We start from the raw sequence: 12,594 nt of genomic DNA on the forward strand, positions 1-12,594 counted from the left end.
GGCAGGTCTTGACAGTCACCCCACCCACCTGAAGGTTACCGACCAGTCGGTATGAAGAGGTGGCACCCGAGCAGCATGGGTACTCCCCCCGGCGCCCGACCCCAGCGACCCGAGGACTATCGCATCGGCCTTCTCGTCGACGATGTGGTCGCGATCACCGAGGAACTGGGCTGGGCGGCGTTCGACCTGGTCGGCCATGACTGGGGAGGCGCGGTGGATCGGTGGACCGCCCGGTACGACCCGACCTGCACCTGGCCCTCGCCTCGCCGCGACGCACGGTCCGGGGAATCCTGCGCATCGCGGAGGCCGAGCGCGGCGTCGGGCCGGGCCGGCTCGAAGGCCGGCTGCCCGTCACCTTCCCGCGCTCACGGTCTCGGTCGCCGAGATGCTCGCTACCCTGCAGCAGGTGGCCGACGAGGCCGTCGCTCGCCTGGTGACCGTTGCGCCCGATCCTGCCATCGAGGCCATCGTGGCCTCGTGACCCGCGGTCTTCAACAACGCACGCGCCGCCGCCCTCGGTCTGGAGCCCGCCCCGAGCTTCCTCTCGATCGTGCAGGACTACCTCGCCGATCACCCCGACGCAGTCCCGAGGTGGACGGATTCGAGCTGAGCGGTCGACCAGTTATTGGGCCCCGGTCGGCTCCCAACCGCACGCCGCGTCGGAAGAGGGCGTCACGGTCCGCATGATCGCCGAAACCGTCGGCCGCCACCTGAACGCCCCGGCCGTGAGCATCCCGACCGAGCGGGCAGTGGGTCGGGGGTGCATACCGGTACCACTGTGCAAGCGGTCCGGAGCGGTCACCACCGGCGGCGGGTGGCCGACGCGGGCCACGGACCGGCGCCGGGAGACCGGGTCGTACACGGCGTACAGGCAGGTGGCGCCGACGAGCTGCTCGCCCACAGACCGTCGGTCGGCCCGAGCATCCACGGGGTTGAGACGGCAGCGCCCTCCAGCGCGGTCAGAATCCGCGCCTCGCGGGCCACGTCGTGCGCCGACCCCAGCAGGCGACCCAGCGGTGGGCACCGCAGCACCCGCCTGCGCCCCCCGGTCCCGTACCAGTTAGGTCAGACTCGACTGGCCGGGCCCGATCCGGTCAAAGACAGGCGGCCTTGCGAAGTCGACGCCCAGGGTCTTGAAGTCGCAGGTGCTTGCAGATGACGTGCATGGTTATGGATGAGGACCTTGCTGACGTCAGGTTGTGGGCGAGTGAACTGGATGCTGGGCACGAGCGGTTCGTGCACGGGTTCAACCGGTCCGAGCCACGGGAGTCGCCGCCGGCCTCCGGGGCACCACACACCTGTTGGCCATCCAATCCGCCAGCCACCACCTGGCTGCCGCGCCCCTGGGTGTCCAGCGGGCGGTGGACGGCGGTGCCGTGCCCACTTGACCTGCGCGACGGCGGGCGCGACCGAGGCAGCTCAGCCCAGCAGCTCAGCGCTGCCGGCCGGTTCGCGCCGTTCTTGCCCGTTGATGCGGTGCCGTTCGATGGACGAGCGCCGGTACACCTCCTGCCGCACCCGCTGAATCTCGCCGATGGGCCGGTGCTCCTCGCGTGAACGCCACGGCGTGATCGACGTGGCGTCGGCGGCCGCCAGGTTGTCGTCCCCGCCGATAGCCTGGCGCGGGAGATCCACCCGGGCGACCGTCACCCAGGGGGACAGGTCCTCGGGCCACTTGACGGACGTGTTGTCCACCTGCATACGGGCCAGATCGGTGTTGAGCTGGACCTGGAGCTCGAAGGAGTGGTCTCGCTCCGCGGCCTCGGCCACCAGGGTGCGGCGGAATGCCTCATTGTCCGCGCGCACGTCCACGATCTGCTGCGTGATGGAGGCCAGGGACGCGGCGGTCGGCACGGTACGGATCTTGGCGATGTGTTCGCCGTACCGGAAGGCGCCCATGCTGTTGTAGCTGTACGACAGCAGGTTCCTGCGCGGGACACCGGTGAACGACAGCATGGCGAGCAGTTCGTCCCACAGCCAGCTGTCGGGATCGGTGAGCGTCAGCCTACGGGTCAGGAACTCCGCCATCCAGGTCTTGCGGCGGGCTGGGTCCACGAGGGCCTCGGGCAATTCGGCGAACAAATCCTCGATCACCATGTAGTCGTAGGCCGTGTTCGCGAAGAAGACATCGTTGTTGATCAGGTTGAGGTCGAAGGTGCCGCTGTCTCGTTCGTCGTCCAGCAGCGAGGGGCCGGCAACTCCGAACAGCTTGATGCCCATTCCGCAAGCCGCGCCCAGCTGGTGGTCGGGGCGGTCGTGGCCCAAACCGTTCGAGTAGCGGACGACGGCGTCGTACGCGGTCGGCCGTGCGAAGATTCCCTGCCGGTAGCAGCCAGGATTGTCACCAACCGTGACCGTGGCCTTGAGGAGGCCGTAGGTCTTGCCGTGGGCCGTGCGGACAGCACGGCCGACGCTCTCGCGCTCGACCGAGGCGCGAGTACGACGCGCCACCTGGGCGATGACTGCTTCCATCTCCTCCTGGTAGGAAGGGCGTTCGATGGGCCGGTAGTCCTCGTAGCGAACAGGATTCATTGTGCCGCTCCCCTCTCGTGTGTGTACTGCGCACAGACGCTAGTACGCAATTTAATTGCGCACAACATAACTGTGGGCGATCGCACGTTCCCAGCACCGAATCATCGGTGCCGGCTACTCGTCGGTGCCCAGTGCGTGGGATGCGGCTCAGAGGGACGACGGACAGAAATGAACGGCTCCCCCAAGCAGTCCAGTCACTACCTGGTCTGTCCAGCCAAGGTCCGCCGGCGCATCGAGCACGACTACCGCGAACTCAACACGGCCTGGGCCCGGACCACTTCGAGCCGATCCTGGCCGGCCGGCACCACCACGTCACCCTCGTGACCGCCGCCCACGTCTTCCTCACCGAACAGCGCCTCGCCCCAAAAGCACCCGGACCGGTCTCACCCTCTACCAAGTCCTCGACACCCTCCGGGACGTTCCGAGGTGCTGGACCGGTGTCTGCACCACCTGCCACCAAGCCCTGCCACCAAGCCCTGCCACCAAGCCGCCCTGCCAACCTGGTGCCGCGCGCTGGGCGGCCGCCGCAACCCCGTGACCACTGGAAGCGCGAGACCCACCTCTTCACGGCGCACTGGGGCAACCGATCACCGTTCAGAATTGCCGATGTTCGCGTCCTCGTCGCCGACGCCCGGGCCGGTAAGGGTGACGCCATCGCCACCGTTGAACTCCTGGCCACGGTCCACGTGGCGCACGTCGTTGACGGCAGACGGGTGCGTGGTTGTGGCCTCTGTTGGCGCTGGCGAGCCCGCTGCGATCAGGCGGATGCCGTGCGCGGACCAGGTGGAGGTTTCTGTGCTGGGGAGCCCTGCCAGTGTTTCAGCCACCGGCTTCCCCTTTGCTGCTCGGTGAGCCACTAACTGGCAGAAGAGGCGCTGATGCTGCCGGAAGGACTGACGGAAGGACTGGCGGAGGAACTGGCGGAGGGCCTCGCGGAAGGGGTTGCCGTCTGCGAGGGCGAGCTGGGGCGACGGCCGCTGGAGGCTCGAGGGGTCGGCTTCGCCTTCACTGGTGGCGGCGCACTGGTGGTGGCGGGAGGCCGAGAGACCGGTGACGTGCTGCGAGTCGCCGTTGGCAGAGGACGCCGGATCCCGTCACCGTTTCGGTCCCGGACGCCCTTTCGGGCCGGGTGCGTGGTCACACGCTCCGGTGAAGCCTGTGAATCGGGAACGCGGACCCCGGGCTCTTCGGGGGACGGCTGTTCCGGGATCGAGGCTGCTCGTGGGGCCGACGGCTGGGGAAGCACCGATGCGGTGGCCAGGCCTCCGAGGAGGGTGAAGGCGGCTGCGGCAAGAGACCGGACGGCATACTTCTTCAGCCGCGCCGGACGGTCGTACCGGTCAGCCGACAGGTCTTGCGAGGCAGTCGGTGACCCGGGAAGGGGCGACCCGGAGTAGCTCGGTCCCCGACTCGAGCGGACCTCCGGCATCGCGGCCTCGACGGCCGGAGCACCGCCTCTCCGATCGCTCGGCTGTGCCATGCCGGGGTCGTATGCCCCACACTCCGGGCAGGTAACGGCGCCGTTGAGCGTGCGGCTGCACGGGATGCAGTAGTCCATGAAGCGACCGTCCTCAATCCTTGAGTTGACGGGAGCAAAGGTGCACCCAACCCGGGCAGCAGTCAGCGGCGGGGAGACGCCACTTGGTTTGTTTCGGACCGATCTTTGACATGTACGAACCTCACTTACCGGTCTATAGGTGGGTCACCGGTTACTGGGTTCAACGGGGCGCATCGAATGAGTGCTCACCCGCAGGCTGAAAAGTGGGGTATGTAACTCTGCTGGAAGGGACGTTGATGACCGGGACGGCGCGGCAGCCTCGGCCTACGAGCCGAACGGTTGCGGCTCGATCCGGGCCGAGTGCTGCTCACTTCCCACGGCTCGAAGTCCCTGGGCGCAATTTCTTCGCTTCTGCGATGTCCTGGGGCAAGGTGGTCAGGCTGAGGAGAGTCCCACGGGCAGCAGCAACCGCACTGCGACCACAGCCGGTCGTCTCGGCGGCCGCCGAGTCTGCTCCCACCGTCGAGACCTGCCAGACCGCGGGAGGGCAACCAGAATTTACGAGCACGGCTTCCGGGTGATCACTCTGACCGACTGCGTCGCCGCCACCTCGTAGGAGGAGCAGGACAACGCCATCGCCTACAACTTCTCGATGTTCTCGCTGCCGATGGCCTCTGCCGACGTCATCGCCGCCCTGTAGCCCCGCCGTCGCCCGCCCCAGCGGCTTGGCCGGCCAGAGGCGCTCCTTCGGCTTCGGTCGCCCCGCCGTCGGCCGCCCTGGTTGATTGCCCTGTGAGGTTGGGGACGCGGCTGGCCTGGCGGCCCAGGGCCTTGTGGCCGCCGCCGTCGGGGATGTTGCCGAGCTTCTCGATGTCCACGTGCACCAACTCGCCCGGCGCGGACCGTTCGTAGCGTCGGATCACCCGTCCGGTGGCGCGGTCGACATGAGTGAGACGGGCCAGCTTGTAGCGGGCCAGGACCCGGTGCACGGTGGACGGGCTCAATCGCAGCAGGTAGGCGATGCGGGCCGTCCCCAGCGGCGCAGGACACGGACCTTGATGATCCGCCGCTCGGTGCGGGTCGGGGTCCGGCTCGGGCTGCGATGCGGTCTGGACGAGCGGTCGCTCATGCCCGCCGCGCCGAGCTTGCGGTAGCGGTCCGCCCATCGCTGGGCCCTGGTCGGCGAGACCTGGAAGCGTTCGGCGGCCCTGCACAGGGTCCGGCCGTCCTCGACCACGCAGCGGGCCAGACGCAGACGGCCGGTCTCGGTCAGAGGTGCATTGCGGTGGGGCACGCGGGCCTTTCTGTTGGTGTAGACGTCGCAATCCACACCGAGTCGGGAGGCCCTCACCTGTTCAAGATCCCTCAGCCGAGACCTGGCTCACCCGTCCACAACCTCCCGAGACAGAACACCTGGCACGCAACGACTCTGAGCCGAGCAACCCCAGATGCCCGAGTTCAACGGAGCGTAGTCATCACCAAGTCAGCACGGGACAGGTGAAGACGGGTGATGACATGGGCTTTTGGTCAGCACCAAACCAGTACGGGAGTCAGTACCGCACCGTCAAATCACCCCGAGCTACGCGTCTCGGACAGCACTTGCTTCGACCACCTTCGAGCCCCTGAACCGCCCGTCCGCGAACCGGCATGGTGGCCGCACGCATAAGCAAGCCTCGAACTATGTTGCCCCGCCACATGTGCTCCTGACCTGCATGTTTCTACGGTGTGCCGACACGTACCCGTCCCCACCGCACACGAGGAAGTGGCGCACATGGCCTCCGGAACCACCGCTCCCCCACCCCCCACCAACCTCAAGCGCATCGTCGCCGCCAGTCTCATCGGCACCACCATCGAGTGGTACGACTTCTTCCTCTACGGCTCGGCCGCCGCCCTGGTCTTCAACAAGCTGTTCTTTCCCGACTCCGACCCGCTCGTCGGCACGCTGCTGTCCTTCCTGACGTACGCCGTCGGGTTCGCGGCCCGGCCGTTGGGCGCGCTCGTCTTCGGGCACTACGGAGACCGGCTCGGCCGCAAGAAGCTGCTGGTGCTGAGCCTGCTGCTGATGGGCGGGGCGACGTTCGCGATCGGTCTGCTGCCCACGCACGCGACCGTCGGCGCGGCGGCCCCCGTCCTGCTGACCACGCTGCGCCTGGTGCAGGGCTTCGCGCTGGGCGGCGAATGGGGCGGCGCCGTCCTGCTCGTGTCCGAGCACGGCGATGCGAAGCGGCGTGGGTTCTGGGCCTCTTGGCCGCAGACCGGAGCACCCGCGGGCCAACTCCTGGCGACCGGAGTCCTGTCGCTGCTCACCGCCACTCAGTCGGACGACGCGTTCCTCTCCTGGGGCTGGCGCATCCCGTTCCTGCTCTCCGGGGTGCTGGTCGTCATCGGTTTGTGGATACGTCTGTCTGTCGATGAATCGCCCGTGTTCAAGCAGGCGTTGGCGCAGGCGGAGGCCCGCAGGACGACCGGGACCGACGCGCCGGAGAAGCTTCCGCTGGTCTCCGTGCTGCGCCACCACTGGCGTGACGTGCTCGTCGCGATGGGCGCCCGTATGGCCGAGAACATCAGCTACTACGTGATCACCGCCTTCATCCTCGTGTACGCCACCACCTCCGCCGGCGTCTCCAAGCAGACCGCGCTCAACGCCGTCCTCATCGCCTCAGCCGTGCACTTCGCCGTCATCCCGGCCTGGGGCGCGCTCTCCGACCGCATCGGCCGCCGCCCCGTCTATCTGTTCGGTGCCGCGGGCATCGGCCTCTGGATGTTCCCGTTCTTCTCCCTGATCGACACCGGCGGCTTCGGGAACCTGGTCGTCGCCGTCACCGTCGGCCTGATCCTGCACGGCGCCATGTACGCACCCCAAGCCGCCTTCTTCTCCGAGATGTTCGCGACCCGGATGCGCTACTCGGGTGCCTCCATCGGCGCCCAGTTCGCCTCCGTCGCGGCGGGCGCGCCCGCACCGCTCATCGCGACGGCACTGCTCTCCTCCTACAACAGCTCAACTCCCATTTCCCTCTATGTGATCGGGGCGGTCGTCCTCACCCTGATCGCCGTGGGCTTCGCGAAGGAGACCCGCGACCGCGACCTGACCGACGTCGAGGCCACGGCCGACGAGCGGCCCGTTCCCGCCGCGCCGGCGGACGCACGTACCGTCTGACCACGGCTCCGCGCTCCCCGATCCCCGTCCGTGGTGATGCCGCGTGCGGGGATCAGGTCGGCCCGTCCGACGACAACCGGTGCAGTCTCAGGGCGAGTTGGATCTCCAGGGTGCGCGTCGGGCTCTGCCAGTCGTCCCCGAGCAGGCGGCCCACCCGCTCCAACCGCTGCGCCACGGTGTTCACATGCACATGCAGGGCGTCCTTCGTGCGCGCCGGGCTCATACCGCTCGCGAAGTACGCGTCGAGGGTGCGCAGCAGGTCGGTGCCGCGCCGTTCGTCATAGGCGACGACTCCGCCGATCGTGCGTCCGACGAACCCGGCGATGTCCCGGTCCCCGGCGAGCAGCAGTCCCAGGAACCCGAAGTCCTCCGCTGCCGCTCCGTCGCCGGCCCGGCCGAGCAGGCGCAGCGCTTCCAGGCAGCGCTGCCCCTCGGTGTATGCCGAGGCCACCGCTTCGGGGTGCGCCGCCAGCCGGTCGACCGATGCGGAGGCGCCGACCGTGACCGCCTCGTGAACGGCGGTGCCGAGTTCCTTGGCCGTACGGCGGGCCAGCGCCGTCGCTGTGTCGCCGGGCCCGAGCGGGAGCAGCAGGACGGTGCCGCCGTCGCGGGCGGCCGCCAGTCCATGGCGGGTGGTGGCGAGATGCGACGCCGCCGACCACAGCCGTCTGCGGGCGCCTGCCTCCTGGTCGGCGTTGGCGGCGGTGACGTCGAGTCGGGCCGCCAGCACCACATGCGGGCCGTCGAGATCGGCGTGCAGTCGCGCGGCCCGCTCCCTCAGCAGCCTCGGATCACGGTCCCGCGCGTCCAGCAGGTCGTCCAACAGCTCGCCGCGGACCCGCTGTTCGGCCTCGGAGGCCGAGCGTCTGGCGAGCAGGAGCAACGACGTGACCATCGCGGCGCGCTCCAGTGTGCGCTGGTCGACGGGGTCGAGGCCCGGATGCCCCCGCAGCACCAGCGCGCCGAGCAGCTCGCCTCCCGCCGCCACCGCGGCGATCCAGTCGTCCCCGTGCCGCACGGCGTGGCCGTCGGCGCGGGCCGCCTTTACGGCCGTGGCCGGTGTGCCGCCGGGCTCCGCGAACTCGACCGTGCCGTCCAGGACTTCGGACACCGCGGCGGCCACGTCGTGGACTCCCCCGCCCCGCAGCACGAGTTCGGCCAGCCGGTCGTGCACGTCCGAGGCGCGCTCGATCACTCCGCTTCGGTCCCGGATGATCTCGTTGGCCCGGCCCAGGCGGTCCAGGGCGGAGCGGGTCTCCGCCAGCGAGTTCGCCGTGTCGATGGCGGCCGCGGCCAGGGCCGCGAAGGAGCCGAGCAGCGCGATCTGTTCCCGCTCGAAGACCCTCGCCCTGCGGTCCGCCGCGAACAGCACGCCGATGACCTGGGGCCCGATCATCAACGGCACGCCGAGAATCGCGACGAGCCCCTCGTCCTCCACGCCCGCGTCGATGGTCCGGGTGTGCTGGAAACGTGCGTCCTTGAAGTAGTCGTCGGTGACGTACGGGCGGGCGGTCTGTGCGACGAGTCCGCCCAGGCCCTCCCCCATGCCGAGCCGCAGCTGCTGGAAGCGCGCGGCGACCGAGCCCTCGGTGACACGCATATAGGTGTCGCCCTTGGACGCGTCGTTCAGGCTGAGATACGCGATGTCGGTGCCCAGCAGCGACCGGGCCCGCTGCACGATCGCCTGGAGCACGGCGTCGAGGTCGCGCAGGCCCGCGAGGTCGTGCGCGGTCTCGAAGAGCGCGGAGAGTTCGGCCTCGCGGCGGCGCCGTCCTTCTATCTCCGCGCGCACGCGCAGGGCGAGCAGCTTGGCCTGTTCGAGCGCGGCGACGCGCTCGGCGGGCAGGCCCTCGGCGCGGGCGAGCAGCACCGGCTGCTCGTAGGCGTCGGCGGTCGCTCCTCTGGCCAGAAGTTCCAGGAACGGCGCCTCCGCGCTGTCGGCGGAGCGCTCGGCTGATGGCAGGTGATCGCGGGACATGGCAACAGGATCGCGCATCCGCTGGGCGGCGCCCCGGCCCTGTGGATAACTCACGACCGACTCCGGTACGACTTGGGGTGGGGCCGGGTCCGGTACCGCTCAGGGTCGGGTCCGGTACGGCTCGGGCTCGGGTCCAGTACGGCTCGAGGCCTGGTCCACTACGGCTCGTGGTCGGTCCGGTACGGCTCGGGCAGGTGCTGGCGCCGAGCCGGCTCATGACGGGGCCGGCTCGGCGCGACGGGGATCGGGGCAAGGACCAGTTCCGTTGTGGCTCGTGATGGGGGCCGGCTCCGACAAGGCTGGAGGCGAGGACCGGCTCCGAGGGCCCGGGGCGAGGCGGGTGGGCCTGGGCCCAGGCTCCGGCCCTGGCCCAAGGTCCAGGTCCAGCTCCAGCTCCGCTCAGTGCGCGGTCCAACCCCCGTCCAGCGCCAGCGACGTTCCCGTCATGAAGGCCGCCTGCGGACCGCAGAGATAGGCCACCGCCTCGGCGACCTCCTCCGGCTCGATGAGCCGCTTGACCGCGCTGTCCCGCAGCAGGATCTCCGTCAGAACGCGCTCTCGCGGAATCCCGTGTGTCCGCGCCTGATCGGCCAGTTGTTTCTCGACCAGTGCGGTACGCACATAGGCGGGGTTCACACAGTTCGAGGTGACGCCGTGGGGCGCGCCTTCGAGGGCCGCGGTCTTCGAGAGGCCCTCGAGTCCGTGCTTCGCGGCGACGTACGCCGACTTGAACGCCGAGGCTCTCAGCCCGTGCACCGAGGAGATGTTCACGATGCGGCCCCAACCCTGTCCGTACATATGAGGCAAAGCGCCGCGAATGAGCCGGAACGGTGCCTCCAGCATCACGGTCAGCACCGTGTGGAAGACGTCGGGCGGGAATTCCTCGATGGGGCGGACCATTTGCAGCCCCGCGTTGTTCACGAGGACATCGGTGCCGGCCGCGGCCTGCTCCGCCGCGTCGAGGTCGGTGAGGTCGAGGACGTGCGGCTCGATGGTCCCGGCCAGGCCGTGTCTCTGCTCGGCCAGTGTTTCCAGGCCTTCGGCATCCCGGTCGACCGCTCTCACCTTGGCTCCGGCGGCGGCGAGCCGCAGCGCGCAGGAGCGGCCGATGCCGCTCGCGGCGCCGGTGACGAGGGCGGTGCGGCCGCCGAGGTCGAGTGCGGAAGCGTGGGAGCCCGGGAGGGCGCTGGGCGCGGTCATGCCTCGACCTTAGGCAGCACTCACGCCCCAACCGATGTGGTCAGCACACACACTTCGCACTCAGGTCATAGGCTCGAACCATGTCGGTGCGTCAACCAGCGCCTGCTTGATCCGGACGAGGGCGTACTCGTTCAGCTTCGGCAGGGCGTCCACCTCGAACCAGCCGACCTGGAGCGACTCGTCGTCATTGACACGGGCCTCGCCACCGACGGCACGGCATCGCAGCGTGGTGTCCATGAACTGGCAGATGTCGCCGTTGGCGAAGGTCACCTGTTCCCCGGCCCGGACCATGACGACGCGCTCGACCTCGACGTGCACGGCCGTCTCCTCGTACACCTCGCGCACCGCGCAGGCCGCGGGCTGCTCCCCCGGCTCCGGGATGCCGGAGATGAGCGCCCACTTGTGGTTGTCCGAACGCTGCCCGAGCAGAATCCTGCCCTCGTCGTCGAAGACCACGGCACTCACCCCGGGAAGCCAGAGGAGTTGGTGGCCCGCGGAGGCCCGGATCGCGCGGATGAAGTCGGGGGTAGCCATGCCCCCGACCCTATCGGCGCGACTCCGCCACCCCGCGCGGGCCAACCCTGTCCTAGGCGGCGGTGTTCCGTCGCGAGCGGACCGCCGTCGCCGCCGCCCAGCCGAGGCCACCCGCCGCGACCAGCACCAGGATCAACTCCGGGATGACGCCGAGCTTCGTGGCCGGGGTCTCGGAGGAGCGCAGCGGCACCTTCTGGACCAGCGAGTCGGCGACGAACATCCCGGTCTTCTGGGTGATCCTCCCGTCCGGCATGATCACGGCGCTGACACCGCTCGTCACGGGCACCGTGACGGTGCGGCTGTGCTCGACAGCGCGGATGCGGGACATGGCGAGCTGCTGGTAGGTCATCTCGCTGCGGTCGAAGGTCGCGTTGTTGCTGGGCACCGAGATGATCTGGGCGCCATCGGTGACGGTGCTGCGCACTGCCCAGTCGAACGCCGCCTCGTAGCAGGTGACGAGGCCGACCCCGGTGCCGTTCATGGTGAACACGCCCGGCTCGGTGCCGCGGCTGAAGTCCTGGCGCACCATGCTCGTCCAGTTCTTGTTGATGGCCCCGAGCAACGGGCGCAGCGGAAGGTACTCGCCGAACGGCTGGACCTGGCGCTTGTCGTACGTGTCCACCGGGCCCTTTTCCGGGTCCCACAGGATCTGCTCGTTGTAGAGCTTGCCGTGCCGCTTGACGACCGCGCCGACCGAGACGGGGGCACCGATCGCCTTGGCCGCCTCGTCGATCACGAAGCGCGCGTCGGCGTTGGCGAACGGGTCGATGTCGGAAGAGTTCTCCGGCCACAGCACCAGGTCGGGCTTTGCGGCCTTGCCCGCCTTGACCTCGGCGGCCAGTCGCTCGGTCTCCAGCACATGGTGGTCGAGGACGGCGCGCCGCTGGGAGTTGAAGTCGAGTCCCGCGCGCGGGACGTTGCCCTGGATGAGCGCGACGGTCGCCGTGCCCTTCTCGGCCTTGTCGCTGACGAGCATCCGCGCGGCGAGCGCTCCGACGACCGGGACGACGACACTGAGCAGCGCCACCACGGCCGCGCCGCGGCGCAGGACGCCGGTACCGCGCCGCTCGACGGCCAGGCGCTCGATCTCGTACAGCCCGAAGCCGGACAGCACGACCGCGAAGCCGAGCACCGGAGTACCGCCGACCGCGGCGAGCGGCAGGAAGACGCCGTCGGCCTGTCCGAACGCGATCTTCCCCCAGGGAAAGCCACCGAAGGGCGCACGCGCGCGTGCCGCCTCTCCGGCGATCCAGAGGGCCGCGGCCCAGAGCGGCCACCCGGGCAGCCGGGAGACGAACGTGATCCCCGCGCCGACGAGCGCGACGTAGATCGCCTCCACCGCGACGAGCGCGAGCCAGGGACCGGAGCCGACCTCGACACCGGTCCACACCAGCAGCGGCAGCAGGAACCCGAGGCCGAACAGATAACCGAGGCCGAGACCGGCCTTCCAGGAGCGACCGCGCAGGGTCCAGGCGAAGACCGCGAAGGCCGGCAGGGCGAGCCACCAGAGGGTCCGCGGCGGGAAACTGACGTACAGCAGCACTCCGGAGAGCGCCGCGGCGGCGGCCGGAACGAGGCGACGCACCAGGGCAGCCCCGCGCGGTGCGGGCACGGCCTGGGGTTCGAGCTGTTCCGGCTCGTCTACGGTGGTTGCGGTGGCGGTCACTTGGGGAGTGTACGGCGCTTGAGCTGGGC

The 12,594-nt window shown here is 69.6% G+C and carries 8 protein-coding genes and 4 pseudogenes; 3 read left to right on the top strand and 9 right to left on the bottom strand.

The annotated features are described in order from the left end of the window. Window positions 1-230 precede the first annotated feature (230 nt). Window positions 231-610, top strand: a pseudogene (locus ACZ4N5_RS34130) (NAD-dependent epimerase); the annotation flags it as partial. A 12-nt stretch (window positions 611-622) separates the two neighbouring features. Here the strand turns inward: ACZ4N5_RS34130 and ACZ4N5_RS34135 are convergent. Together ACZ4N5_RS34135 and ACZ4N5_RS34140 are read right to left on the bottom strand one after the other, a co-directional pair. Then, a pseudogene (locus ACZ4N5_RS34135) lies at window positions 623-904 on the bottom strand (SpoIIE family protein phosphatase); the annotation flags it as partial. 515 nt (window positions 905-1,419) lie between these two features. Continuing rightward, complete coding sequence (locus ACZ4N5_RS34140; RefSeq protein ID WP_467760903.1) at window positions 1,420-2,532, bottom strand: catalase family protein; 1,113 nt, start codon at window positions 2,530-2,532, stop codon at window positions 1,420-1,422. Window positions 2,533-2,733: 201 nt separating this feature from the next. Between ACZ4N5_RS34140 and ACZ4N5_RS34145 the strand changes: the two are divergent. Further along, window positions 2,734-2,951, top strand: a pseudogene (locus tag ACZ4N5_RS34145) (IS701 family transposase); the annotation flags it as partial. 168 nt (window positions 2,952-3,119) lie between these two features. On the opposite strand, the gene ACZ4N5_RS34150 reads toward ACZ4N5_RS34145, so the two are convergent. From ACZ4N5_RS34150 to ACZ4N5_RS34160, 3 genes and pseudogenes are all read right to left on the bottom strand, one after another. Continuing rightward, on the bottom strand, window positions 3,120-3,359 hold the full coding sequence (locus tag ACZ4N5_RS34150) for a hypothetical protein (protein ID WP_467760948.1): 240 nt from the start codon (window positions 3,357-3,359) through the stop codon (window positions 3,120-3,122). Window positions 3,360-3,388: 29 nt separating this feature from the next. Beyond that, window positions 3,389-4,090, bottom strand: coding sequence for an SCO2400 family protein (locus ACZ4N5_RS34155; RefSeq protein ID WP_467760904.1), 702 nt, complete (start codon window positions 4,088-4,090; stop codon window positions 3,389-3,391). A gap of 752 nt (window positions 4,091-4,842) precedes the next feature. Next, window positions 4,843-5,324 (bottom strand): annotated as a pseudogene (locus ACZ4N5_RS34160) (helix-turn-helix domain-containing protein); the annotation flags it as partial. Window positions 5,325-5,801: 477 nt separating this feature from the next. On the opposite strand from ACZ4N5_RS34160, the gene ACZ4N5_RS34165 reads away from it, so the two are divergent. Continuing rightward, entirely contained in the window at window positions 5,802-7,187 is a 1,386-nt protein-coding gene (locus ACZ4N5_RS34165) for an MFS transporter (RefSeq protein ID WP_467760905.1), read from the top strand. Between the two features lie 52 nt (window positions 7,188-7,239). Here ACZ4N5_RS34165 and ACZ4N5_RS34170 read toward each other — a convergent pair whose 3' ends face one another. The 4 genes from ACZ4N5_RS34170 to lnt all read right to left on the bottom strand — a co-directional run bounded on the left by ACZ4N5_RS34170 (window position 7,240) and on the right by lnt (window position 12,565). Next, on the bottom strand, window positions 7,240-9,165 hold the full coding sequence (locus ACZ4N5_RS34170) for a helix-turn-helix domain-containing protein (RefSeq protein ID WP_467760906.1): 1,926 nt from the start codon (window positions 9,163-9,165) through the stop codon (window positions 7,240-7,242). 399 nt (window positions 9,166-9,564) lie between these two features. After that, window positions 9,565-10,365, bottom strand: coding sequence for a 3-hydroxybutyrate dehydrogenase (locus tag ACZ4N5_RS34175; RefSeq protein ID WP_467760907.1), 801 nt, complete (start codon window positions 10,363-10,365; stop codon window positions 9,565-9,567). 60 nt (window positions 10,366-10,425) lie between these two features. Then, entirely contained in the window at window positions 10,426-10,899 is a 474-nt protein-coding gene (locus ACZ4N5_RS34180; protein ID WP_467760908.1) for an NUDIX hydrolase, read from the bottom strand. Window positions 10,900-10,951: 52 nt separating this feature from the next. Continuing rightward, on the bottom strand, window positions 10,952-12,565 hold the full coding sequence (gene lnt / locus ACZ4N5_RS34185; protein WP_467760909.1) for an apolipoprotein N-acyltransferase: 1,614 nt from the start codon (window positions 12,563-12,565) through the stop codon (window positions 10,952-10,954). Window positions 12,566-12,594: the final 29 nt, after the last annotated feature.

This window comes from Streptomyces sp. NPDC026500 (assembly GCF_055567635.1).